General features: G+C 47.4%; 19 protein-coding genes. 5 read left to right on the forward strand and 14 right to left on the reverse strand.

What is annotated here, in order from left to right; translation table 11 throughout:
* The first annotated feature begins 3 nt into the window (after positions 1–3).
* Complete coding sequence (locus D9A03_RS16885) at positions 4–642, forward strand: LysE family translocator (RefSeq protein WP_120498372.1); 639 nt, start codon at positions 4–6, stop codon at positions 640–642.
* A 150-nt stretch (positions 643–792) separates the two neighbouring features.
* Positions 793–1599 (forward strand): 4-hydroxy-tetrahydrodipicolinate reductase, encoded by an 807-nt coding sequence (dapB, locus tag D9A03_RS16890; protein ID WP_120498373.1) that lies wholly within the window; start codon positions 793–795, stop codon positions 1597–1599.
* Between the two features lie 59 nt (positions 1600–1658).
* Here dapB and D9A03_RS16895 read toward each other — a convergent pair whose 3' ends face one another.
* Positions 1659–2555 carry a DMT family transporter gene (locus tag D9A03_RS16895; protein ID WP_254055078.1) on the reverse strand — a complete coding sequence of 299 codons (897 nt, stop codon included), beginning with the start codon at positions 2553–2555 and terminating at the stop codon, positions 1659–1661.
* Between the two features lie 389 nt (positions 2556–2944).
* On the opposite strand from D9A03_RS16895, the gene D9A03_RS16900 reads away from it, so the two are divergent.
* Both D9A03_RS16900 and typA read left to right on the forward strand, forming a co-directional pair.
* Positions 2945–3940, forward strand: a complete 996-nt coding sequence (locus tag D9A03_RS16900) for an adenosine kinase (protein ID WP_120498374.1) — start codon at positions 2945–2947, stop codon at positions 3938–3940.
* Positions 3941–4100: 160 nt separating this feature from the next.
* Positions 4101–5930, forward strand: coding sequence for a translational GTPase TypA (gene typA, locus D9A03_RS16905; protein WP_120498375.1), 1830 nt, complete (start codon positions 4101–4103; stop codon positions 5928–5930).
* A 106-nt stretch (positions 5931–6036) separates the two neighbouring features.
* Here the strand turns inward: typA and D9A03_RS16910 are convergent, their stop codons facing one another.
* Both D9A03_RS16910 and D9A03_RS16915 read right to left on the reverse strand, forming a co-directional pair.
* On the reverse strand, positions 6037–8904 hold the full coding sequence (locus D9A03_RS16910; RefSeq protein ID WP_120498376.1) for a DUF2339 domain-containing protein: 2868 nt from the start codon (positions 8902–8904) through the stop codon (positions 6037–6039).
* Between the two features lie 127 nt (positions 8905–9031).
* Positions 9032–9934: a phytanoyl-CoA dioxygenase family protein gene (locus D9A03_RS16915; RefSeq protein ID WP_120498377.1), complete on the reverse strand. Its 903-nt coding sequence runs from the start codon at positions 9932–9934 to the stop codon at positions 9032–9034.
* 238 nt (positions 9935–10172) lie between these two features.
* On the opposite strand from D9A03_RS16915, the gene D9A03_RS16920 reads away from it, so the two are divergent.
* Positions 10173–11525, forward strand: a complete 1353-nt coding sequence (locus tag D9A03_RS16920; RefSeq protein ID WP_216825517.1) for an AmpG family muropeptide MFS transporter — start codon at positions 10173–10175, stop codon at positions 11523–11525.
* A gap of 40 nt (positions 11526–11565) precedes the next feature.
* On the opposite strand, the gene D9A03_RS16925 is transcribed toward D9A03_RS16920, so the two are convergent.
* The 11 genes from D9A03_RS16925 to D9A03_RS16975 all read right to left on the reverse strand — a co-directional run bounded on the left by D9A03_RS16925 (position 11566) and on the right by D9A03_RS16975 (position 25301).
* A complete protein-coding gene (locus D9A03_RS16925; protein WP_120498378.1) occupies positions 11566–12546 on the reverse strand; it encodes a tRNA-dihydrouridine synthase in 981 nt (326 codons plus the stop codon).
* Positions 12547–12752: 206 nt separating this feature from the next.
* Complete coding sequence (locus D9A03_RS16930; protein ID WP_120498379.1) at positions 12753–13718, reverse strand: serine protease; 966 nt, start codon at positions 13716–13718, stop codon at positions 12753–12755.
* Positions 13719–13787: 69 nt separating this feature from the next.
* Positions 13788–14756 carry a serine protease gene (locus D9A03_RS16935; protein ID WP_120498380.1) on the reverse strand — a complete coding sequence of 323 codons (969 nt, stop codon included), beginning with the start codon at positions 14754–14756 and terminating at the stop codon, positions 13788–13790.
* Between the two features lie 158 nt (positions 14757–14914).
* On the reverse strand, positions 14915–15610 hold the full coding sequence (gene phoB / locus D9A03_RS16940) for a phosphate regulon transcriptional regulator PhoB (RefSeq protein WP_047764285.1): 696 nt from the start codon (positions 15608–15610) through the stop codon (positions 14915–14917).
* A 25-nt stretch (positions 15611–15635) separates the two neighbouring features.
* Positions 15636–16376, reverse strand: a complete 741-nt coding sequence (gene phoU, locus D9A03_RS16945; protein WP_120498381.1) for a phosphate signaling complex protein PhoU — start codon at positions 16374–16376, stop codon at positions 15636–15638.
* 11 nt (positions 16377–16387) lie between these two features.
* Positions 16388–17188, reverse strand: coding sequence for a phosphate ABC transporter ATP-binding protein PstB (gene pstB, locus D9A03_RS16950; RefSeq protein ID WP_120498575.1), 801 nt, complete (start codon positions 17186–17188; stop codon positions 16388–16390).
* Between the two features lie 28 nt (positions 17189–17216).
* Entirely contained in the window at positions 17217–18503 is a 1287-nt protein-coding gene (pstA, locus tag D9A03_RS16955; RefSeq protein ID WP_120498382.1) for a phosphate ABC transporter permease PstA, read from the reverse strand.
* Entirely contained in the window at positions 18496–19878 is a 1383-nt protein-coding gene (pstC, locus tag D9A03_RS16960) for a phosphate ABC transporter permease subunit PstC (protein WP_120498383.1), read from the reverse strand. Before pstC ends, pstA begins: the two co-directional genes overlap by 8 nt.
* A 106-nt stretch (positions 19879–19984) precedes the next feature.
* Positions 19985–21022 (reverse strand): PstS family phosphate ABC transporter substrate-binding protein, encoded by a 1038-nt coding sequence (locus D9A03_RS16965; protein WP_120498384.1) that lies wholly within the window; start codon positions 21020–21022, stop codon positions 19985–19987.
* 344 nt (positions 21023–21366) lie between these two features.
* Positions 21367–22821 carry an ATP-binding protein gene (locus tag D9A03_RS16970; protein ID WP_120498385.1) on the reverse strand — a complete coding sequence of 485 codons (1455 nt, stop codon included), beginning with the start codon at positions 22819–22821 and terminating at the stop codon, positions 21367–21369.
* Positions 22822–23009: 188 nt separating this feature from the next.
* Positions 23010–25301 carry an NADP-dependent malic enzyme gene (locus tag D9A03_RS16975; protein WP_120498386.1) on the reverse strand — a complete coding sequence of 764 codons (2292 nt, stop codon included), beginning with the start codon at positions 25299–25301 and terminating at the stop codon, positions 23010–23012.
* Between the last annotated feature and the right edge of the window lie 31 nt (positions 25302–25332).

Here is a 25332-nt window from a genome sequence, read left to right on the forward strand (position 1 = left end):
CTCATGGTGCTTCCTTCGCTTGAATATTTTTTGGCTTATTGGCTTGCGAGTACCTTACTCGCCGCAACACCGGGACCAACGTGGCTTTATACTTTGACGATCAATATATCCGATGGTTGGCAAAAGTCACTTTGGATACCTGTTGGCAATGGTTTGGGATTGTTGGTGCACCTGCTTGCGGCTTTGATAGGGTTGTCGCTTCTCATTCAACAATCGGCAGTGGCCTATGAAATCCTTCGCTGGATTGGTGCAGGATATTTGTGTTTCCTGGCGTGGAAAATACTAACAGGAAAAGCGGATCTTGAGGTTGAAGCCAAAACCGTGCGTAAAAGAACGTCGGCGTTCAAAGTGGTACTACAGTCGGCGTTAATTAATATTACCAACCCCAAAGTGATTATTTTCATGATTTCCTTTTTGCCGCAGTTCGTGCGCCCTGAATTGGGGAGTTTTAAGGGGCAAATCATGCTGTATGGACTTATCCATATTTTGAACGCAGGTTTAATTATCAGCCTTGTTGTTCTTTTCTCAGAGCGTATGAAATTACTCGTTTCCGGTGTTGGAAGGGCTGCTCAAACCTTTCGGTTATTTGCCTCTATGTCGATGGTGGGGATTGCGCTTCGGGTTGCTTTTTCTGAAAAATGATCATTAATCACTTATAACCAATCACGAAGAACGACGGGTCCTGTTTCGGAAAAGGATGAGAGTTCGCTTGGACTGATCAGGCTTAATTGCTATCTCTTTTTTGAAACAACTATACTATAGATAAACGCTGGTCTTTGACGGGAAAATAAGATGAGTAACAAAATTGGAATTGTTGGTTGTGCAGGCCGAATGGGGCGCATGCTGACGGACGTTATTGGTCGGACGGATAACTGTGAAGTGTATGGTGGCGCCGAACTTCCGGGCAGCCCGAACCTTGGCAAGGATCTTGGTGAGTTGGCGGGTATCGGTACGATTGGCGTAAGTGTTGGGGACAATCCCCTTGCCTTGTTTGAGGACTGTGATGTCGTCATTGATTTCTCTGTACCAGAAGCAACGCTTAATCACGCAAAACTGGCAGCAAAAACCGGATGCTCGCTGGTTGTTGGGACCACGGGAATGACCCACGAACAAGTTGCCGAACTGGAAGCTGCGACGACAACAACCTCAATCGTTTTTGCTCGTAATATGAGTTTGGGCGTCAATCTTCTGATGTCTATTGTGGAACAGGTTGCGGCTTCTTTGGACGAAGACTACGACATAGAAGTTGTGGAAATGCATCATCGTCACAAAGTTGATTCGCCTTCGGGTACTGCGTTGGCACTTGGTGAAGCGGCAGCCTCCGGGCGAGGTGTTGATCTGGATAAGGTTGCAGACAAGGTACGCGATGGCATCATTGGCGCCAGAAAACGCGGCGATATCGGTTTTGCAACACTACGTGGTGGTGATGTTGTGGGTGACCATAGTGTAATCTTTGCCGCTGATGGTGAACGGATAGAGTTAGGGCATCGGGCCAGTAACCGCGAAGTCTTTGCCCGTGGTGCTGTTAAAGCTGCCAACTGGTTACAGGGCAGGGAAAACGGATTTTACGATATGCGGGATGTTCTTGGATTGAAATAGGCTGATAAATCGGGCCAGATATTGAAAGGGAGCTTAAGCTCCCTTTTTTTATTAGCAATTTAGTTTCGTTTACGCTCACGATAGAGGGTATATAGCCCGCTAGAGACCACGGCCAAAGCACCGACAATGGTCCATTGATCAGGGAGCTCATCATAGAAAAGCCAGCCAAAGAGTGTTGCCCAGACCAGCAGCGTGTAGTTGAAAGGCTGTATCGCAGACGGGGTTGCGTATTGAAACGCAAAAATCAGAAAGAAATGACCGAGGCTGATAAAGATGCCTCCGGCGATAAGTGCCAGCCAGCCATATAGATCTGGCGTTACCCAGAAAAACGGGATCATGAAAGTGACGCAGATTAGGGGGACGACCCCTGTATAAAACTGTGACGTTTCTCCATCGTCATAACGACTACTGATACGTAGCAAGATCTGATAGACAGCAAAGGCCGATGCAGCAAGAAGAGGCAGAAGAAACAGTTCGTTAAAGCCTTCGAAACCGGGGCGTAGAATAATCATTACGCCTGCGAAACCAACAAGCACGGCGGACCAACGGCGAATACCGACTTGTTCCTTTAGCCATAGCGCAGACAAAGCCGTAACAACAATAGGGGCCACAGCTACGATTGCATGAACGTCGGCAATGGGCAGCAACTTGAAACTGAGGGTAAAGAGGAAAGCTTCGCCCAGCAAAAAGACGGACCTGAATATCTGCAGAGGCAGGTTGTTCGCTTGTGCAACCTTTTTTAATCCTGCTGGACCAGCTTTATAAAGCGCCATGCTGATGACAAAGACAGACAGAATAATATAACGCACCCACAGCAGTTGTGGCAGGGGATAGGTTTGTGCAACGTGTTTGACCACGGCGTCACCTGATGAAAAAGCTGCCATGGCGATAATGGCCAGGACAATTCCCTGTCGCGTGGTATCCAGAACGGGTGCTTGATTTTCCTGTGTGCTCACAAGGTGTCTTTCTTTTATTTAATACACTGTTATTCATAATACAGTGTATTTTTTGGTATTTTCAGGCGACTTTACGCAGCGTTTTATGCCCTTCGTTGGGGGAGATAACGGGTAAAGTTGTTTGAAGTATGAAGCTTTGTAATCCAGTCCGACTTTGGCTTTTATTTTTTGAACGGGCAAGGGGCAAGATAGTCGAGCGGTTTTTCAATCACTTAAGCCGAATCTGTGTAACTTCCCCTGGATAGAGCACGAGCTTTGTGAGCAACGCATAGGTGCCCTGTGGCTTTGTGCTTGCCCAGAAAATTGAACTGGCTATACTCCGCGCAAATTGTAACATGACTGTAACCGACCACAGAGGAAACTCTGCGGGCCTATAACACGGAATTCTTATGAGCGAAAACGCCAAGCTTGATGTTGTCGGCATTGGTAATGCCATCGTTGATATTGTTGCCACTGCTGATGATGCACTGCTTGAAGAGCAAGGTATTATCAAAGGGGCGATGAACCTGATTGATCAGGATCGTGCCAATGCGCTTTATGATGTTATGGGCCCTGCGATTGAACGCTCTGGCGGATCAGCGGGTAATACTATGGCCGGTATTGCATCACTTGGTGGCAAGGGTGGTTATTTCGGTAAGGTTCGAGATGATCAGTTCGGTCAGGTTTTCCGTCATGACATTCGCGCTGAAGGTGTTGAATTCAATACCGAAGCAGCAACTGATGGACCATCAACAGCCCGTTGTCTGATCTTTGTGACGCCGGATGCCGAGCGTTCAATGAATACTTATCTCGGTGCCTGTGTTAACCTAACAGTTGCTGATATTGACGAAGAAATGATCAAGTCTGCCAAGGTAACCTATATGGAAGGGTATCTTTGGGATCCGGAAGAAGCGAAGAAAGCTTTTATCCACGCGTCTAAAACAGCGCACGCTGCCGGGCGTAAAGTGTCGTTGACTCTTTCAGATTCTTTTTGTGTTGATCGTCACCGCGAATCTTTCTTGAATCTGGTGAATAACTACGTGGATATTCTTTTTGCAAACGAAGAAGAGGCCATGGCACTTTTCGAAGTTGATAACTTTGATGCTGTTCTGCAAGAGGTCCGAGGCTGTTGTTCTGTCGCGGCAATTACCCGTAGCGAAAAGGGTTCTGTTATCTGTTCCGGTGATGAAGTTCACGTTGTTGATGCTGTTCCAGTTGAACAGGTAGTTGACACAACGGGTGCAGGCGACCTATATGCAGCAGGATTTCTTTACGGATATACGAACGGCTACAATCTTTATGACAGTGGCCGGATAGGTTCAATCGCCGCCGCCGAGGTAATTTCCCACTTTGGTGCCCGCCCGGAAACATCACTGGCGGAATTGGTAGAGGAAAAACTTAAGTAGGTCATCGCTCTGTCACACGACTGCGCTACAGACCTTAGAGGTTACGTAGAACAGAAATACAAGAGCACATTGATAACGCTGTGGATGATCCGGGCGTATTTAATGACCGAAGATAATGCGGGGCGCAGAAGCCCCTCTTGATACATGAGAGTATAAGGCAATGACTACAGCGCTTCGCAACGTGGCAATTATCGCACACGTTGACCACGGCAAAACCACTTTGGTGGACGAGCTATTAAAACAGTCCGGTACCTTCAGTTCGCATCAGCAGCTTTCAGAGCGTGCGATGGACAGCAACGATCTGGAAAAAGAACGTGGCATCACGATTCTTGCCAAATGTACATCTGTTACCTGGAACGATACCCGGATCAATATTGTTGATACACCTGGTCACGCCGATTTCGGTGGTGAAGTTGAGCGTATCCTGTCTATGGTTGACGGTGTTGTACTGTTGGTTGATGCTGCCGAAGGCCCGATGCCACAAACAAAATTCGTGACATCCAAAGCACTGGGCTGTGGTTTGAAGCCAATCGTTGTTGTCAACAAGGCTGATAAAGCTGATGCGCGTCCTGACTGGGTTGTGGATCAGGTTTTTGATCTTTTTGTCAATCTTGACGCGACCGAAGATCAGCTTGATTTCCCTGTGCTCTTTGCTTCGGCAAAACAGGGTTGGGCCGTTGAAGATCTGAGCGAGCCGCACGAGAACATGGAATCACTCTTCAAGATGATGGTAGATACGCTACCAGCACCAACTGAAGAAGTTGATGCGCCTTTCTCTATGCTGGCGACAACGCTTGAAGCTGATAACTTCCTTGGTCGTATTCTGACTGGTCGTATTCACTCTGGTGTTGCCAAGGTCAACATGCCAGTGAAAGTGATCACAGCTGATGGCAAAACTATCAACAACTGTCGCCTGTCCAAACTGTTGGCTTTCCAAGGCCTGAAGCGTGTGCCTGTTGATGAAGCCCGTGCGGGTGACATCGTGGCGATTGCCGGTATACCTGATGCAACTGTTGCGGATACGATCTGTGACACATCTGTTGAAGAAGGCATTGCTGCACAACCGATTGACCCGCCAACTCTTGCGATGACCTTCTCTGTGAACGATTCTCCGCTTGCAGGCCGCGAAGGCGACAAGGTTACCAGCCGTATGATCCGCGATCGTTTGAACCGCGAAGCTGAAGGTAACGTTGCAATCCGTATCAAAGAAAGTGATTCAAAAGATTCTTTTGAAGTTGCTGGTCGTGGCGAGCTTCAGTTGGGTGTTTTGATCGAGAACATGCGTCGCGAAGGCTTTGAGCTTTCAATTTCTCGTCCGCGCGTTCTGATGCACAAAGACGAAACCGATACCTTGGTTGAGCCAATGGAAGAAGTTGTCGTTGATGTTGATGAAGAATACTCTGGCGTTGTTGTTGAGAAAATGGCAGAGCGTAAAGCCGAGCTAACTGATATGCGTCCATCCGGTGCAGGTAAAACCCGTGTGACCTTTCTGGCGCCTTCACGTGGCTTGATTGGTTATCATGGCGAGTTCCTGACTGATACGCGTGGTACCGGTATCATGAACCGCCTGTTCCACAGCTTTGGTCCTTATCGTGGTGCGATTCAGGGGCGTCGTCAGGGCGTTCTGATTTCAAATGGTATTGGTGCTGCCGTTGCTTACGCTCTTTGGAACCTTGAAGAGCGTGGAGAGATCTTTGTGAACCCGGGTGATGCGCTTTACGAAGGCATGATCATCGGTGAACACAGCCGTACGAATGATCTGGAAGTGAACCCGTTGAAAGCTAAACAGCTGACCAACGTGCGTGCTTCCGGTAAAGATGATGCGATCAAACTGACACCACCACGTATTCGTTCATTGGAACAGTCCCTTGCATACATTCAGGATGATGAGTTGGTGGAAGTTACACCAAAATCAATCCGTCTGCGCAAACAGTACCTGATCGGCCACGAGCGTAAGCGCCACGCTCGTAACAAAGAAGCCATCGGCTAAGCTATCTTCGATAGAAATTGATTAAGGGGCTGCTTTTTAGCAGCCCCTTTTTTTGTGGCGTTTGGTCTTACAAAACGAAGGTGATTTCTACGTTTGTTTCTCCGCTTTAACTTTCCGGTTTGGGTACAGTGTCTTCTTCCCCGGATTTCTCACTCGGCGCAGATCCAATCGGGTAGACAAAGCGTTGATAGAGGAAGCCGATGCCGATTAGGCAGAGGCCAAGGCCGATAAAGGAGGCCACGCGGTAGAGGCCGCTGAGCGCGGACATATCCCAGAGGAAGACCTTGGTGGTCACCAGAAGTACCAATCCGAGCGAGAGATGGCGTATCTTGGAAATATCCCGGATAATCCCGACAGCGAGAAGGACGCCGGCGAAAACAAGCCATGCAGCGGAATAGCTGTAGCCCTCGGCGTTGAGGATGTCACCGGATGCCATGGCAAGGGGATGGAATGCGCGACGGACTTCAAGGGTCAGGTCAAGGAAGACAAGCCAGACAGCAATACCACCAATCCATGGCATGAATTTCTTATGCCCCTGATTACGGGCTTCGCGATAGATAATGATAGAGATCAAACCGGGGATGAGATAGGCGAGGGACAATTGGTTGAATAGCGGCAAGTCCCCGACGAACTCGTTGGTAAAGACCGGATTGAAGACGAGGGATTGAAACAGCAAGATCTGGAACCCGGCCATAGATAACAGGATCTTGGAGCCCCAGTCGCTGACAATGCGTGGCACAAGTCGGTTGCGGTAATACAGGAATGCACCGGTGATCAACCAAGACAGCGATTGCAGGCTTTGTTCAAGGGGCATGTAGTATTGCGCATAAAGGTTATTGTCATTGACCAGATATCGTATCTCAAGGTTGACCAGTGCCACCCCGATAGCAAGCGCCCCGGATTCAAGAATGGTGACGAGCTGATCATCTTTTTCCCGTTTGAAATAATAGGCTGCCCCTGCAAAAGCGAGAGCCGGAATACCAAAGCTATAGAGAAGCCAGAGAGCCTCGACCTCTTCCCTTGGCACAATGGGATCGAAATGATTCAAGGCGACAAGACGTATGACAACGATCACGGCAATGAAAAGAATACTTGGCCTGATAAAGGGGATACGGACTTGAGACGCAATCCATCCGGCAGAGGGCAGCAGCAGTGCAAGGGCAATGGTCAGGCCGCTTTTTTCAAAGGCGATGGCAAAGGCGATACCCAAAGCTGCGAGAACCGCAAGGGCATAGACGCCCAATACGGGTTCCATGCCCGCTTCTGATCTTTTGGGAAGGACCTGTTTGGCGGCCATAAAGCTGAGGCCAGAGAGAACCAATGCGAGTAAGCTCCATGCGAGATCAGCACCAAGCGCAGATACCCTGAGATAAACAAACAGGAAGGCCAACAGAGGAACTGTTACTGACAGCGTTGCCAAGTATACAGGCGTTCTGGTTTTGCTTAGGCCTTTAAAGCCGATGGCCGCCGCAATAATGGCAATAAAACCAGAGAGCAACAGGTAGAAATTAAGCTCTGGTGGAATGATGGGATTAATAAGCGTTCCTGCTTCTTGCCCGGAAACGTAGAAGGTTTCTGGCAGTTCGATTGAACCTGGGAAGGGATAGCGCGCGACAACATAAAGCGCGACCAGTGAAATGGCTGTAAGAAGGGCTTCACAGTGTTTTAGCTTGAAGGCGCTATAGCCAAGCCCGCCAGCAATGATAAAGAAGAAGATAAGTGAAGCGGTGGAGAAGTTATCCATGGACAAGAGGACAATTTGTAAGGCCAGTACGGATGTAATGGTGGAAAGTCCAAGGATCTTTTCCGGTGAGAGCTTGCCGACAAAATCAAAAGGATGTTTCAGGTTCTCTACAGAGGTCAGGAAGTTTTCATACCGTGGTGCGATAAAGAGACCGATTATCAGGATTTGATGCAGGGCAAGTGGATAGACATCGCCACTTTCCCACACGTTGGCCATCCAGATAAGTTGCCAGAGAACAGAACCTGTGAGAGACATCCAGCCAAGCCACCACCAGCTTTGATAGCGCACAACAGCCAGTGCAGATGCGGTAATAAAGCTCAGATAACTGAAAAGAGCCCAGGCAGATGAATTACCTGTGCTGACGAGCATTGGAATGACAAAGGCACCTGCCATGCCCATGGCGGCAATCAATGGCCCCTGAAGCAGGGAAAGCCCCAATCCGGCAATTGCGACGATGGTCAAGAGGATAAAGGCAATGAGGGGGGGCACCAAATCGTAAAGGCCATAGGCGGCATAGATGCTGCCATAGGTGATGGCAAGACCCGCTGCGGTCAGAGCAGGAGGGACATGATTGGGTTTAAGCGCGGCGATCGCCTGTTCAATGGGACGTCTGCGCAACCATTCTCCACCAGCCATCAAGGCCAAACCAAAGAGAACGCCACATGTAATTCTGAAGCCGGGGGAAAGCAGATCGTTCTCAATGGAATATTTGATCAGAAAGACACCCCCGATAATGACGGTCAGGCTGCCAAGCCAAACCAGCCATTGACGGGTGAAAGCCTCTTCAAAAGATTTCCAGGGACTTTTCTCACTGGAATAGCTTTCCATGGCTTCGGCAATGGACCGGGCCGCGACGGGTTGCTGGTCTTCTTGTTCAGCTTGCTGTTCGCCCTGTCTTTCGTTTAATGGTTCTTGAGCATCAGCTTTTGGCTCAGAGGTGACTGTCTCAGATGGTTTTGGAGATGAACTCAGTTCGTCTGTTGGTACGGGCTCGCTCTGGATGTTTTTGTCAGTATCAAGCGCTTTTTCTTGTGACGGTGTCACTGGTTTTTCTATTGTTGTGTCTGGTGCTGTGGCTGACACAGCCTGCTTCTCAAGGTTTTGTAGCTTGAGTTTGAGGGCAAAGATTTCACTGCGTAGCCCGCCGATTTTATACAGGGCAATAAAGGCCAGTATCGGACCACCAAAAAGAATGAGAATTCCCAGAAGAACCAGTAGTACTTCGTCCACAACACCCCCCTAAACCAGTATAAAAAACACGCAAAACTGGTTGATTATACAAAAACCTCACGGGATCATAGCGTTATCTCTATGGAAGAGACAACAGGAAGCTGTGGCTTAACACAAAGAACAGATGTCACCCGTCAATTTCAAAACCTCTGAAGGGCATATCCGGGCTTCTGCTCAGCCAGTTTGTATCGGGATAGTTACAGGCCCCGTCTATCAGGTGGAGTGTATAGGCCTGTCTGGACTTATCCGACGTATTTGCGCCGCTCAGGTGTGGCAACTGTCCGTGGAGCACGATCAATGATCCCTGTTTGACTTCCAGTGGAACGCGGTCTTCTTCGGGCCATGCAGTGTCGTTGAGCTTTTCTGTAACAAGCTTTCCCTCTGCATTGCGATAGTGGCGCTTTTTCAAGGGGGATTTATGGTGTCCCGGCAGGCCCCACATGCAGCCGTTCTCAAGGGTGGCATCTTCCATGGCAAACCACATGCCGATGCAGGAATGGGGTTCGGTATAGAGAAAGGTTGAATCCTGATGACAGATAACCTCGCCGCCGATACGGGGTTGTTTGAAAATATACATGGACTGGCTCAACAAAGGTTGCACCATGCCCAAATCTTTCGCGACCTGTGCCAGATCCGGATTGCGGGAAAAGGCTGAAAATACGGGATCAAGATCGTGTTGGGCATGCCCGATCTTGTTGATGGAAAGGGCTTTGTCCTGCTTCAGGTTGCCATCGGCATCAAAGGCCCCTTCTTCAAAGAAACAACGGATTTTATCCCCTGATTTTTCGAAGTACTCATTGCCCTCGTGACTTTTATTGGTTGTCGAAAAGACAGCCCGAAATTCGTCGGGATCGAAAGCATCCACAATGATTCCCGCTTGTGTCATGAGCTTTTCGCAAGCAGCTTTGGACACAAAATCTTCTAGAACCAGAACACCATTATCATCAAAAAATTGCTTCATTTCAGCGCTAAGAATACCCCCTGCAGGGGCGGCAAATTTTTGAATAGAAGGAGTGGTGTTGTTTGTCATGTAAGGCGCATCCTGTTGCAGAGGTGTTTGACGGTGGTTGATGAGTTCGTCATTTGATTGAATTGACGATTGGATGAAAAGTCTAGAGATAACAATGTGCTTTGAGTAGAGAAAATTGTGAGTGATTTAAAATAACCCGCAGACAATTTTTGTCCCGTGGCTTATGATCCAAAAGCTGACAATTAACTATAAAAGTAATAAAGGCCTTTGAGGCAATTGACACAGGGAAAGCAGGTATATGACCGACGGTACTCGTAAGGGAAAAAGTGACCATAACTGGTTAGAATCTCTGATGGTCTATCGCCAGCCACGTGTCATTGGCATGTTATTTCTTGGCTTTTCTGCTGGCCTGCCTTTGCTATTGATTTTCTCCACGCTTAATACATGGCTTAGAGACGTAGGTGTTTCCCGTACCGAGATCGGATTTTTTGCTTGGGTTGGTCTGGCTTTTTCAATCAAAGTTCTTTGGGCACCATTGGTAGATCATATTGATATTCCTTTTTTATGGCGATTAGGAAAACGTCGTTCATGGATGCTTTTGGGGCAATTAGGCATCATTGTCGGCTTGATTGGTATGGCTTTCACGGATCCGACTGCAAATCTTGCACAGATGGCGGCTTTTTCTGTTGTTGTTGCTTTTTCTTCGGCAACACAGGATATCGGGCTTGATGCTTATCGCATCGAAGCAATGGATACAGAATATCAAGGTGCTATGTCTGCTAACTATGTTATGGGATATCGCATTGCCATGCTTGTCGCCGGGGCTGGGTCTTTGTATTTGGCGGATTTTTATTCCTGGATATTAAGTTATCAGGTCATGGCTCTTTTGATGGGGGTTGGGATTATCACGGTCTTTGTTATCAAGGAGCCAGATAGACAAGAAACACCTGACGAAATTGAATCTTTCGCCAAATCAAATCGTTATCTCGATCAAGCACAAACAATGGTGCTAAATCCATTTGTGGATTTCTTCAAGCGGAATGGCTGGATTGGTGGATTCATTTTGGCGTTTATTGGTGCCTATAAGATCAGTGATATTATCATGGGGAATATGGCGAACCCTCTTTATATTGATCTCGGGTTCTCCAAGTCTGAAATCGCCAGTATATCCAAAGTTTTTGGTCTGATCATGACAATCGTTGGCGGTTATGTCGGTGGTATGCTGCTTATGCGGATTGGGCTTTTACCGGTTTTGCTTTTGGGAGCAATATTAGTTTGCTTAACAAATATTCTTTTTGCCATTCTTGCGCAGGTTGGTTATTCCCTTGATTTCCTTACATTAACAATCACAGCCGATAATTTTGCTAATGGCGTTGCCAGTGCCGTGTTTATTGCTTACTTGTCCAGCCTCGTTAATAAAAGTTATACGGCGACACAATATGCATTGTTTAGTTCTTTTATGACGTTGCCCGGGAAGTTTATTTCAGGATTTTCCGGCGTAATCATCGATCACACAGACTATACAACTTTTTTCCTCTATGCCGCAGGCATGGGTATTCCAGCAATTTTAATGGTGATCGGATTGATGGTCTATGACGCCAGACATAAGGCTGATGAAAGCCCGGAAAAGCCAATAGAAAAGATCGTTTAATATATAGATGTTCGAACGAGGGTGGAGAGATTGATGTGTTTTAACTGGCTTCCCGAAAAACATCGGCTAATAGCATACGATCAATAACTTCAGGATCTTTGATCCCGCGAACTTGGGCAAAAAGGGCTTGAGCTTCGGGATATTGTAGTTTTAGGAAGTTCAGCCATTGCTTGAGGCGTCCGGGGCCGTGTTTGTCTGGAACTTCCAACCACATTTCCCGGTAGAAATCATGTAAGACAGGCAAGAATTCTTGCCATGACAGGATTGGAGCGTTTTGATTGTTGCTGTGCTCGTTAGACTGGTTGTCATATTGGATCAGGCGAGCAAGATCCGGTTTGGCAATAAGGCCACGCCCGATCATGACATCGCTACAACCACTGACTTCACGACAGCGCTTATAGTCATCCACTGTGCAGACATCGCCGTTTGCAACCACATTAATATCAATGGCTTCACGGATCCGGGCAATCCATTCCCAGTGGGCCGGGGGGCGATAGCCTTCGATCTTTGTCCTGGCGTGAACACAGACTTCGGAGGCACCACCTTCTTCGATGGCGTGAGCGTTTTCCAGAGCCTGTGATTTATCTTCATAGCCCAACCGCATTTTCGCAGTGACAGGAACTTTTTTCGGAACAGCAGCACGTACTGCTTTTACTACGTCGTGGACAATGTTGGGCTCTTTGAGCAGGACAGAGCCGCCTTTGTGCGAGTTAACGCGTTTGGAGGGGCAGCCAAAGTTAAGATCAATTGCCGGGGCACCAAGTTTCACGGCGAGTTGTGCATTCTCGCCCATAACATCAGGGTTCGAGCCAAGCAGTTGAATTGAAATTGGGGTTCCCACAGCGGTCTTGCCTGCGGTTTTAAGTTCCGGGGCAATCTTGTAGAAAGATTTTGGTGGCAGAACGAGGTCGTTGACCCGGATAAACTCTGTCACGCCCTGATCTATGCCGCCTATTGCGGTGAGTATCTGGCGCATTTGTGCATCGACCAGACCTTCCATAGGGGCAAGGATCAGCTTCATGCACAGATCTTTCTATACTTAGGGATCTTTCTGTATTTACCGCTTCTCAATCTCTCTCGCCTTGAGATAACAACTATAAACTTCGAGTAACTGTGGTGCTTGCAAATTTGGTTGCTGTGTACATGGCAGAAATAGGGGAGTCAAAGGTCCCCTATTATCAGATGGCATCTTATGATCTATTTCATTTAAAACTTCAGGCCAAAATTTCAGGAAACAGGTTTGCCATTGTAAAGCGCGTTTAGTCGTTTGAGCAGGTGATGAAGTGTTGCGCTGTCAGCTTGCCCTGTTTGCGCAATGCCAAGATCCTGTTGTGCACGTAAAAGGGCTTTACCCACATCAGGTGTATTTTTCTCAAGGTATTGAAGATCTACCAACAGGCGCTGGACACTGTTTTGCGGGTGCGGGGTGACATAGGGTGATTTTTGAGGGGCGACAGGCTGTAGGCTAAGGTTCCAACTTTGATAAGTTTGATCTGCAATCGCATTGCTGGGGGCTAGCACAAGCCCTTGGGTTGTCAGAGAAAAGCGATTGAGAGGTCCTTCGTGCCGCACAGGGCACGCGATTGTTCTGTTGGCATACTGGTTACAAAAGGGGAAGAGGGCCTGTATGTGTTCCCAGCTACGGCGGTAGCCTGCTTCGATAATCAAATCGTTTGGGGTGGTCTGATTTGTAACGCCAACCCAACCAGTATAGTTACCAAGTGGGTTGGTGAGGTCGACTAAAGCCCAGTTATTTAACAAGGACTTCAAGCTTTTCTTTTCCGGCGTAAAACCCTGTGCGATCTGGTAACTTTTTACAGCAGAAGAGATAGTTGCATCGTCACGTTGATACCCGGCGACAAAAACCATTTCGTTGGGCTGGAACCAGCGACCGTCAACAAGATTGTACAGGCAAGATGCAGGGGCGAGAAGCTTGCGCGTGCCAACCATCGTACCATTGCAAAAATGACGCCCGGCAATATTAAGACGCCCAATCGTACTCCAGGGATATTCACGGGCCTCAAGCAAGGCAAATTCTTTACCCGCCAAAAACCCAGGGTTTTCATACTGTGTTGCTTCTGGGGATGTTGTTGACGAAGATGGTTGGGTTGGTGCTGATTTTTGTTGCGCACCGCACCCGGTGAGTAAGACAAATGTTGCAATCAAGAGAGCACAGAGTTTAGTGGGTGTCATTGGCATTTCCCTTATGTCAATTGAACCTGCTTTCCAGAATAGAGCAAGCGGTTGTCAAAATATTAGCTATCAGGAAGCTGGTGTTTTGGCAGCATTTATCGCATTCAGGCTTTTGATTAATTTATAAAAAGTTTCAATACCAATGTTATCTGCCTGTGCAATGATGTCATCCTGTTTAGCTTTAATCAAAGCCTGTTTCAGATTTTCTTGTGACAGCTTTGAACTGTCGAGATAACCATGAGCTTTCAAGAGGCGACCAATAGTGTCGACCGGAACAGCTGTTATGACTGTTTCCGAAGGCTGCTGTCCATCAGAAGACAAAGACCAATTGTCTTGAATGTCATCGATGCCCGAGGGTGGGGATAGGACGAGCTGGTTTTCGTTAAGGGCAAACCAGTTGAGCAAGCCATCTACGGTAACATTGGGACAGTGATTGTTTGTTGATCCAACAGAACAATAAGGATAGGTGACAAGAGCGTGCTCCCAGCCACGTCTGTAACCTGCGGTAAGATTCTGATCGTTGTCTTTTGCGTTGCTCAGTCCTAACCAACCCGTTTTATTGCCAATTGGTGTAGAGAGAGTAACCAAAGCCCAGTCTTTTGTAATTGATGCCAGAGTTTTGTTATTGGGGTCATAGCCTTCAGCAATGTCAAAGCTACCGATCTTCGCGTTCAAATCAGCATTATCCCGTTGGTAGGCCCCTACATAGGTCATATCGCTGTTGTCGAACCACTTGCCCTCTATTTTATTGTAAAGGCAGGACGCTGGGGTGAGGATTTTGTCGGCGCTAACAGCAACGGCATTACAAAAGTGACGCCCGGCAATATTAAGGCGGCCCAAAGCACTCCATGGATACTCACGAGCTTCAACAACCATAATGCCGGGAGCATCAAAAAGGCCGCGTAACGGTTTTTCAGGAATAGAAAGTTTGCTGAGGGGCGTACTCTGACCTGTATCCGGGCGTGTGAAAAAGTATCCAGCAATCGCAACAATCACCAGAAAACTAATGGCCAGTATAGCTGTCTGTTTTGACTTCATGTGAGTTTCCTTAAACCTTAATGAGTAAGGATTAGTGAAACATTTCAAATTCTAAAAAACTATTGGTAATACCCACAGTCAAAACAAAGAACAATGAACTAAAAAAGGCCGTGGAAACCACGGCCTTCAGTAGCAAATTTCATATGTAAATTCAGATCTTATGCAGCTTTGGCACGATCCAGAGCATAACCCGCAGAACGGACTGTACGGATCAGATCCTGTTCTGTGCCTTCGTTCAATACTTTACGCAGGCGTCTGATATGTACATCTACTGTGCGAGGTTCAACATACACGTCATGACCCCAAACCGAATCAAGTAACTGTTCGCGGCTAAAGACACGACCCGGGTTTTGCATCAGGTGGCGCAGTAGTTTGAATTCGGTTGGACCCAAATGAACTTCGCGATCACCGCGATAAACCTTGTAAGCAGCCAGATCCATGTTGATGTCTTCAAAGGTAAGTGCTTCGGTCACGGTTTCTGGCTTGCTCCGGCGCATGATGGCACGGATACGGGCAACCAGCTCAGCAGGTGAGAACGGCTTTGTCATGTAATCATCAGCGCCTGAATCCAGACCTCTGATTTTGTCTGTTTCTTCACCGCGTGCAGTCAGCATGATGATCGGCACATCTTTTGTTTCCGGCAGACGACGTAGCTGACGGCAAACTTCGATGCCAGACAAAAGCGGGAGCATCCAATCCAGGAGAATAAGATCCGGAGCTTCTTCTTTTGCACGGAGAAGGGCTTCTTCGCCATCATGTGCTTCATTGACGCGAAACCCTTCTTTTTCAAGGTTATAGCGTAACAACGTTGTCAGTGCGATTTCGTCTTCAATGACCAATGCCAAGGGTTTCATGGAAAGATCCTTTTTTTCCATTACATTAAATTTCTACTTCGCCTTCCCCGTCATCGGGGGTAAGGATTTGAAAAGCGGTACGGTCCCCTTTGGGGCGTTTACCTTCCAAGCGTTCGCCAGTTGCCAAATAATAGATAGTTTCAGCAATGTTCGTTGCATGATCGCCCATGCGTTCAATATTTTTGGCGATAAAGAGCATATGTGTGCAGGCACCGATATTTCGCGGGTCTTCCATCATATAAGTCAGAAGTTCGCGAAACAAAGATGTATACATTTCATCAACTTCTTCATCCCGGTGCCACACATCTATGGCACGATCCTTGTCGCTGTTGGAAAAGGCATCAAGCGTATCCTTGACGATTTCCTGAACCAGTCGGGACATCCGCATAATACTGGTAACAGATTTCTGTGGCGGCATCTGGTTGATTGCGATACTACGCTTGGCAATATTTTTTGCATAGTCACCGATGCGTTCAAGGTCTGATGAGATTTTAAAGGCCGCGATGACAGCCCGCAGATCATTCGCGACGGGCTGACGCAAAGCAATCAACTGAATGACTGCGGCTTCCAGTTCTTCTTCCAGGGCGTCGATCTTGGCGTCTTCTTTACGCACAAGTTCAGCTTTTGCACTGTCCCGTTGAACTAGGGCATCCACAGCTTCGGAAAGCTGGTTTTCGGCCATCCCGCCCATACGGATTATAATTTCGTGAATGGTGCGGAGCTCTTTGTCAAACGAGCTGACGATGTGGTCTTTGGTATCTGGCATATTCATCTTCCTTACCCGAATCTTCCCGTAATGTAACCTTGGGTACGGTCGTCTTGCGGGCTGGTGAAGAGACGATCTGTTTCTCCAACCTCAACCAATTCTCCCAGATGGAAGAAGGCTGTTCGTTGTGAGACACGGGCGGCTTGTTGCATAGAGTGAGTAACGATAACGATTGTAAAGCGTTCTCTTAACTCATCAATTAATTCTTCAATCTTGGCGGTTGCAATCGGATCGAGAGCCGAACATGGCTCATCCATCAGGATAACTTCCGGATTGATTGCAATGGCACGGGCGATACAAAGACGCTGTTGCTGACCACCGGACAGACCTGTTCCCGGCTTGTCCAGACGGTCTTTGACCTCATCCCACAAACCGGCACGACGCAGGCTTTTTTCTACACGTTCATCCAGCTCGTCCTTGTTGCTTACAGTTCCGTGCAAACGCGGGCCATAGGCGATATTGTCATAGATGGACTTGGGAAAGGGGTTCGGCTTTTGGAAAACCATTCCGACACGTGCGCGAAGAAGCACAGGATCGAGACCGGAATTGTAAAGGTCGACACCGTCCAGACTTATGCGTCCTTCAACCGTACAATTTTCGATCACGTCGTTCATGCGGTTGAGGCAACGCAAGAAAGTTGATTTACCACAACCGGATGGACCGATCAGGGAGGTGACCTCATTGGCGCCGATATCCAGTTGGATGGATTTCAGTGCCTGACTGGGGCCATAGAAAACATTTACATCTCGTGCCATGATTTTTGGCTCGGAGGTAGCGGTTTCAGACTGGGTCGTATAATTTTGCATATCCATAGCGTAGGACATTCCTATTATTCCTTGCTTACCAACGACGCTCAAAGCGTTTTCGCAGAATAACTGCGATTGCGTTCATGACGACGAGAAAGGTCAGCAGTACCATAATTGCTGCTGATGTTTTTTCGACAAATCCACGTTCCGGGCTATCTGCCCAAAGATAAATCTGTACAGGAAGGACAGTGGCCGCATCGCTCATTGAGCCCGGAATGTCTGCGATAAAAGCAACCATACCGATCATCAAAAGCGGGGCGGTTTCACCAAGTGCCTGTGCCATGCCCAGAATGGTTCCCGTCAGGATACCTGGCATTGCAAGGGGGAGCACATGATGGAAAACGGTTTGCATTCTGGAGGCACCGATGCCCAAAGCTGCTTCGCGAATTGAAGGGGGGACAGCTTTCAAAGCAGCACGGGATGCAATAATAATTGTTGGCAAGGTCATCAGGGCAAGAACCATTCCGCCAACAATTGGTGCAGATCTAGGCAGTCCCATAAAGTTCAGGAAGATTGCGAGCCCTAAAAGTCCAAAGACGATGGACGGAACAGCAGCTAGATTGTTGATATTCACTTCAATGAGGTCTGTCCACTTGTTGGTCGGGGCAAATTCTTCAAGGTAGATAGCAGTCAGCACTCCGATCGGGAAGCAAAGGGCCAGTGTGATAGCCAGTGTATATAAAGACCCGATCACAGCACCGAGAATACCGGCTTCTTCCGGCTCTCTTGAATCTCCGTTCGTGAAGAAATCAACATTAAACTTTTTGACAATACGATCATCCGCATAAAGCGTATCAAGCCATGCGAGTTCACGATCTTTGATTTTACGGTTGCTTTCGGGCACATCGCGCGGAATATAGCCTTTGTAAAAGCTATCCACATCATCAGATGATTTAACGGCAATCGTAGCTGTTGTGCCAACCAGTTTCGGATTGTTCAACACGGCGTCCCGTACATCGAAGTCTGCAGCAGAGCCCACCAGCCCGTAGAGAGCACGCTTGGCTTTGCGCCCTTCAACGCCTGGGAACTGCTCTTTTAATGCATTGCGCAGTAATCCTTTGTAACTGGCAGCAGCGAGATCTTCGACCCGCTTGGTGCCTTTGGGATCGATGGTTTCTGCATCAAGACGTATATCTATCAGAATGTAAGTCTGTTGAAATGCAGTGTAACCTTTTGAGACAATTGATGTCAGCAGAAGGCACAGCACAAGCACAGCCGTCATGACAGCTGCCAGTCCATAAAAACGAAAGCGTTTTTCGGCTGCGTTGCGCCGCTTGAGCAAGGCGGGATCGACTTTGAGGTGTGGCGTATTATCAGTCATATTTTTCACGATATTTACGGACCACTCTTAGGGCCACAACGTTCATTACAAGGGTGACAACAAAGAGCAGTAATCCCAGAGCAAAGGCAGCAAGTGTCTTTGCCGAATCAAATTCCTGATCACCAACGAGAAGAGTTACAATCTGCACGGTAACGGTAGTGACAGCTTCCAGAGGATTGGCCGTTAGATTAGCAGCTAGACCTGCGGCCATGACCACAATCATGGTCTCGCCAATGGCACGGCTCATTGCTAGCAGCACAGCACCGACAATACCGGGAAGAGCTGCAGGGATGATCACTTTGGTAATGGTTTCAGATTTTGTTGCCCCCATTGCGTATGATGCATCTCTGAGAGACTGAGGGACAGAGTTCATGACATCATCGGAAAGTGATGAAATGAAGGGAATAATCATGATCCCCATAACCATGCCGGCGGCCAAAGCAGATTCAGAGGAAACACTTAATCCAAGAAGGGTTCCACTATCACGAAAGAAAGGAGCCACGGTCAAGGCGGCGAAAAAACCATAAACGACTGTTGGAATGCCGGCCAGAATTTCGAGTACAGGTTTTGCAAAAGCCCGGAATTTCTTACCGGCATACTCTGACATATAGATGGCGGATAAAAGGCCGACCGGAATAGAAACAATCATACAGATCAGTGTAATCAGCATGGTTCCGGCAAAAAGCGGAATGGCTCCGAATGAACCAGATCCACCAACCTGATCGCTGCGAAGTGCCGTTTGCGGGCTCCAGTGCGTGCCGAAGATGAAATCAAAGAAGGGCACTTTATCGAAAAAACGAAGCGTTTCGAAAATCAGAGAGAAGACAATGCCAACTGTTGTCAGAATCGCAATCAAAGATGAAATCATCATGATGATCGAGACAACTTTTTCAACCTGATTTCTTGCTCGCAGAGTTGGATTAATTTTTTTAAGGCTTGTAAATAAAGCGAGTAAAGAAAGAGCAATGGCGACCACGGCCATGGCAAAATAGCTGATTTGTCTAAAGAGCGAATAATTATCTGCTGCGGATAACAGTGCTGCATCTGGTTCGCGGCTAAGAATGCCGCCAGAGGCAAGGTTTACAACATCATTAATGTAAAGTGTCAGTTGATCCGGTGTTATCGATGCATCGCTGTCTCTTAACTGTGAGGCGACGAGCATTTCTGCTATTTGCGGCTCAAAGATCATCCAGCCAGCCATAATGAGAAGGCTTGGTAGGCCACACCATAAGGCAGTGTAGAGGCCGTAGTAGGGTAGTCTAGAATGCAGAGGCTGATCTGAATGACCAGATAACGCTACTGCTCGTCCTTTTCCCAGGATGAACCCCAGTACTGTGAGGAAAAGCAAAGCGAAAAAAAGAGCCAACTGTTCCATTTGATTATATACCCGAAAGGGAACCCACTTTTATTTTAAATCGAACTTACCAGAAACTGGCGACTTGATAACAAGCCGCCAGTTTTCCAGATTAGTCTTTATAAGCTTACATGCTCAAAGATTGAAGACCACGTGCAGAGTTTTTGATCTGCTCACGATCAGCCGCAGGAAGCGGGATCAGGCCTTTGTCAGCAAGGTAACCTTCGTCACCCCAAGCATCTTCGTTTGTGAAAGCGTTAACAAACTCTTCGATACCAGGTACGGAACCTACGTGCTCTTTTTTCACGTAGAAGTACAAAGAACGAGATACACCGTAATCACCAGCAGCGATGTTTTCGAATGTTGGCTCGGCACCTTCAACAATTGATCCCTGGATTTTATCAGCATTCTGATCAAGGAAACTGAAACCGAAAATACCAAGAGCTTGTGGGTTTGCTTCCAGCTTTTGAATGATCAGGTTGTCATTCTCACCAGCTTCAACATAAGCACCGTCTTCACGTACAGTGTGAGCAATTGCTTTAAATGCTTTTTTGTCGCTTTTACGAAGGGCTTTCAGGCTTTCAAATTTCTTTGCGCCGCCTTCCATAGCCAGCTCAACAAAAGCATCACGTGTACCGGATGTCGGTGGTGGGCCCAGAACTTCAATTTTGCTGTTTGGCAGGCTTGGATCGATATCGCTCCATTTCTGATATGGATTGTCAACCAGCTTACCGTCTACAGGAACCTGTTTGGCTAGGGCCATGAAGATCTGTTTTTTAGTAAGATTCAGACGATCACTTTGCTTGGAGTTTGCAAGAACGATACCGTCAAAACCAATTTTCACTTCTGTGATTGATACACCATTTTTGGTGCATTTTTCATATTCAGAAGCTTTGATACGACGAGAAGCATTTGTTATATCAGGGTGTTCAACGCCAACACCTGCACAGAAAAGCTTCATGCCACCGCCAGAACCGGTGCTTTCGACAACAGGTGTTTTGAAACCGGTTGTTTTACCGAATGTTTCAGCAACTGTTGTTGAGAATGGAAAAACTGTAGAAGAACCGACGATGCGGATCTGGTCGCGTGCTTGAGCAGCGCCAGCTACTGCCATCATCATTCCAGCTAGTGCTGTCGCAGTGAGAACTTTTTTAATCACGTTCATGTCTCCGCTATATAGCGTTAATAAATCTCAAGATACGCATATCCCGGTTTTCCAGGATCCCCTCTGTGTGGCTGATTTTTACGGCCACTGGGATAGTATGCGCTGCCGATCATTCGGCGAGGCAAAACATATCGGGCTAGAGCTATAGTTCTGTGACTCTACTGTGACAGTTTTATTACTTGCGTAACTGGGAAAGAACTCTATAAATTTTGTGATGATTTATTTAACGTATTGATTTTATATAAAAAACAGTAAACTTCAAAAAAGAATTCTCCAAAAATGCCGAGATTCCTTTTTTGAAGCTTTTGTTAAATCGCTGGAAATTTACAAAAATCTAATAATTTTTAGAAGTTGACTTCAGTGACGTCAATTGGTTTGGGTTGGTCTTCTGTGATTGCAGCTTGCGGCAGGTAAACTGTGAAGGTTGAACCTCGCCCGACTTCACTGTCGATTGTCAGAACGCCGCGGTGCCGATTGACGATATGTTTGACAATGGCAAGGCCAAGACCAGTACCGCCGAGTTCGCGAGATCTGGCGGCATCGACGCGATAAAAACGTTCAGTCAGGCGCGGAATGTGTTCGCGGGGAATGCCGTCACCCTGATCAATGATGGATATGGCCACGGACGGGCGTCCAAGTCGTCTCATCCCCTGACTACCTGGACCGTAAGATTTACAGCGAATCGTTACTGTTGTACCCTGATGTCCATACTTAACCGCGTTTTCAAGAAGGTTCTGGAATACCTGTGTCAATGCTTCTGTGTCACCAAGAACGGGGATAACATCATCCATATCCCGGCGTATGGTAATGTTTTTACTCTCAATCTGAGTATGAAGGCCCTCGATAATTGTGGTCATGGCCTCGCTCAGATCAGTTACACTGTTTGGTGGTGTATGTTCAAGCAGTTCAATTTTTGACAGGGATAGTAAATCAGACACAAGGCGCGACATGCGTTCAGATTGATCCTGCATGATTTTGAGAAACTTTTGCTGGGCGTCGGGGTCGTCTTTGGCCGGACCTTTGAGTGTTTCAATGAACCCCATCAAGCTGGCAAGAGGCGTTTTGAGTTCATGACTGACATTGGCAACAAAGTCGCCACGCATTTGTTCGACGCGCTTTGCGGATGTCAAATCATGAAGACTGATAATGATCTTTGTGCCGTCCCATGTCTGTTCAGGCATACGTGCAATGCGGGCCTGAAGATACCTTTCAACTCGACCATGAATTTTGAAATCCACGAATCTGGAAAGGTCTTTCTGATTCTTTTCAAGCTCATCAATTGTGTTGAGGATGGAAGGATTACGCAGAACAGTTGAGAGTTCTTTATTGGCAAGTTTGTCTTCAAAGATTGTTTCTGCGGCGGGATTCCCGCGGATAATTTTTCTTTTGCTGCCCAGCATAATCAGAGGATCCGGTAAAGAACGCAGGATGGCTTCGTTCCCATCGGTCACATCTTCCAACTGGCGTCTGTATTGTTGTCTTTCCTGGGCCATACGAGACAAGGTCAGGTTCAGCTCCGGATAGAGAAAGCTACCAACAGCAGAAGGAGCTTCGGGCAGAGCGTCACGCCCTTTGAGTTGACGCAGGGCAGTAATGTATTCTTTTAGCCGTTCGACATGATTGTAGTGACTGCTGAGGATATAGCCAGTTCCGACAAGGATGGCCAAACCGGATATCAGCGCGGCTTGCCATACAATCAGATGCAGGATGACAAGTGCAAACAGAACTGCAATGGCCGGTGATGATAAGATGAGGGACGACGTAAATAGTCGATTATATTTGTCCTGACGAACTGGCATGTTGACCCGATTGTATTAGCAAGTAAGGCGTTAAAAATACGCAATGATTTCCGCTATACTTAGCTTGCCTTCATGACAGTTTGAAGACGGTTATGAAAATCTTTGTAAAACAGTGGCTTCTGTCTATGCAAATCCAGAAGCCACTATGCATTTCACAAAACCGTAACAAATATGTTCAATTTTTCAAATCAGAGAAAAGGCTCTTCCATCTCATTTGTAATTGACTCATAAGCACCAAGCGCTGCCATGGTCACCAGATCAGTTACTGTTGCGTCCATGGGAACAATCTGTACCGGTTTTTCCAGACCAACCAGCATGGGGCCGATAACTGCAGTACTGCCACCAGCTTTTTGAATGAGTTTGGTTGTAATATTTGCAGAATGAAGTGCTGGCATTATCAGAATATTTGCAGGGCCTGTCAGGCGCGAGAAGGGGAACAGTCGTTGTTGGAGTTCAAAATCCAGTGCGAGGTTGGCTTGCATCTCGCCTTCGTATTCGAAATTAATATTCATGGTGTCTAGAACAGAAACTGCTCGTCTGATCCGTGTTGTTGTTTCTCTGGTCGGATTGCCGAAGTTTGAAAAACTCAAAAAGGCAACGCGGGGCTCATACCCCATTGCCTGAACATGAGAAGCTGCTTGAACGGCAATGTCAGCCAGCTGTTCAGATGTTGGAACTTCGTTCACGGATGTATCAGCAATAAATATCGCTTTTCCATTGATGATCATCATGGACATGCCCATGGCACGTTTGCCCGGTTTGCAATTAATTGCCCGCATGGCATCATCAAGAGATACCGCAAAGCTACGGGTCAGACCTGTGACCATTGCATCTGCAATGCCATCTGTTACAAGACAGGAGGCAAATATATTTCTGTTCTGATTAACCATGCGTTGGCAATCACGATAGAGTTTCCCTTTACGTTGCAAACGGTTGTACACATAATCGGTATAGCGTTCACGGTGCTCCGAAATACTTGCATTGTGTATTTCAATGAAGTTTCCGTTGATACCCAGACGCTGCATCGTGTTTCTGATGGTCTCTTCGCGTCCAACAAGTAGTGGTGTGCCATAGCCGGCATTGTAATAGGTTACTGCCGCGCGAATGGCTGATTCTTCTTCACCCTCTGCAAAAACAACTCGTTTCGGGTTACTGCGTACTTTTTGTGCAATACGCATAAAGGTTGTTGCTGCCGGGTCCAGGCGAGCTGAAAGTTCGCGTTCATAAGCTTCAAGATCTTCGATACTTTTACCAGCAGCACCGCTTTTCATCGCAGCTTCGGCAACCGCTCGCGGTATAACGGCAACAAGACGAGGATCAAAGGGAGCCGGAATAATATAGTCCCGTCCGTATTTTAGCTGCCTGCCTGCATAAGCCTTTCCGACTTCATCAGGAACGTCTTCTTGAGCCAGTTTTGCCAGGGCTTTTGCTGCAGCAACTTTCATTTCCATGTTGATACTGGATGCACGCACATCAAGGGCACCGCGGAAGATATAGGGAAAGCCAAGAACGTTGTTTACCTGATTCGGGTAATCGGAACGGCCTGTTGCAATAATGGCGTCGTCGCGAACTTTTGCGACATCTTCCGGGGTGATTTCAGGATCCGGGTTAGCCATAGCAAAGATGATGGGATTGGGTGCCATGCTTTTAATCATTTCAGGGGTAAAGGCCCCTTTGACAGAAAGGCCAAAAACCACATCAGAGTTACTCATCGCCTCTTCGAGGGTGCGATCATCTGTTGGCACGGCATGCGCAGATTTCCACTGATTCATGCCCGCTTCGCGTCCTTGATAAATCACACCTTTTGTATCGCAGAGTAGAATATTTTCATGGGGGACACCGAGTGCTTTGACAAGCTCTGTACAGGCGATACCAGCAGACCCGGCACCGTTTACCACCATCTTTATTTTTTTCAGGTCTTTACCGGTGATATCAATTGCGCTTAGCAGGCCTGCGGCAGCAATAATGGCTGTTCCGTGTTGGTCATCATGGAAAACAGGAATGTCCAAAAGTTCCTGAAGTCGCTGTTCGATGATAAAACATTCCGGGGCTTTGATATCCTCCAGATTAATGCCACCGAATGATTTGCCCAAAAAGCGAACGCAGTTGACAAATTCGTCAACGTTTTCTGTATCAACTTCCAGATCTATTCCATCGACATCTGCAAAACGTTTGAAGAGAACGGCTTTCCCTTCCATAACCGGTTTTGAACCAAGTGCGCCGAGATTACCAAGACCTAGAACAGCGGTACCGTTTGAGATAACGGCAACAAGATTTCCTTTGGCTGTGTAGTCGTAGGCTGCAGCAGGATTCTTTGCAATTTCCAGACAGGGTACAGCAACACCGGGAGAATAGGCGAGGGATAGATCTCGTTGTGTTGTCAGGGGTTTTGTTGCTTTGATTTCCAGTTTTCCGGGACGTCCCGAGGCATGAAATTCCAGTGCATCTGCGTCGGTGGTTCGGGGATTGTGCTTAGGCACGAGTTTACTCTCCGCTATCAAAATGAATAAG

Source organism: Kiloniella sp. EL199 (assembly GCF_900313065.1).
Lineage (GTDB): Bacteria > Pseudomonadota > Alphaproteobacteria > Kiloniellales > Kiloniellaceae > Kiloniella.

Excerpts from the sequence above, each read along its gene's own strand:
- D9A03_RS16885 (WP_120498372.1), top strand. The coding sequence starts at position 4 with ATGGTGCTTCCTTCGCTTGAATATTTTTTGGCTTATTGGCTTGCGAGT.
- dapB (WP_120498373.1), top strand. The coding sequence starts at position 793 with ATGAGTAACAAAATTGGAATTGTTGGTTGTGCAGGCCGAATGGGGCGC.
- D9A03_RS16900 (WP_120498374.1), top strand. The coding sequence starts at position 2,945 with ATGAGCGAAAACGCCAAGCTTGATGTTGTCGGCATTGGTAATGCCATC.
- typA (WP_120498375.1), top strand. The coding sequence starts at position 4,101 with ATGACTACAGCGCTTCGCAACGTGGCAATTATCGCACACGTTGACCAC.
- D9A03_RS16915 (WP_120498377.1), bottom strand. The coding sequence starts at position 9,934 with ATGACAAACAACACCACTCCTTCTATTCAAAAATTTGCCGCCCCTGCA.
- D9A03_RS16920 (WP_216825517.1), top strand. The coding sequence starts at position 10,173 with ATGACCGACGGTACTCGTAAGGGAAAAAGTGACCATAACTGGTTAGAA.
- D9A03_RS16925 (WP_120498378.1), bottom strand. The coding sequence starts at position 12,546 with ATGAAGCTGATCCTTGCCCCTATGGAAGGTCTGGTCGATGCACAAATG.
- D9A03_RS16930 (WP_120498379.1), bottom strand. The coding sequence starts at position 13,718 with ATGACACCCACTAAACTCTGTGCTCTCTTGATTGCAACATTTGTCTTA.
- D9A03_RS16935 (WP_120498380.1), bottom strand. The coding sequence starts at position 14,756 with ATGAAGTCAAAACAGACAGCTATACTGGCCATTAGTTTTCTGGTGATT.
- phoB (WP_047764285.1), bottom strand. The coding sequence starts at position 15,610 with ATGAAACCCTTGGCATTGGTCATTGAAGACGAAATCGCACTGACAACG.
- phoU (WP_120498381.1), bottom strand. The coding sequence starts at position 16,376 with ATGCCAGATACCAAAGACCACATCGTCAGCTCGTTTGACAAAGAGCTC.
- pstB (WP_120498575.1), bottom strand. The coding sequence starts at position 17,188 with ATGGATATGCAAAATTATACGACCCAGTCTGAAACCGCTACCTCCGAG.
- pstA (WP_120498382.1), bottom strand. The coding sequence starts at position 18,503 with ATGACTGATAATACGCCACACCTCAAAGTCGATCCCGCCTTGCTCAAG.
- pstC (WP_120498383.1), bottom strand. The coding sequence starts at position 19,878 with ATGGAACAGTTGGCTCTTTTTTTCGCTTTGCTTTTCCTCACAGTACTG.
- D9A03_RS16965 (WP_120498384.1), bottom strand. The coding sequence starts at position 21,022 with ATGAACGTGATTAAAAAAGTTCTCACTGCGACAGCACTAGCTGGAATG.
- D9A03_RS16970 (WP_120498385.1), bottom strand. The coding sequence starts at position 22,821 with ATGCCAGTTCGTCAGGACAAATATAATCGACTATTTACGTCGTCCCTC.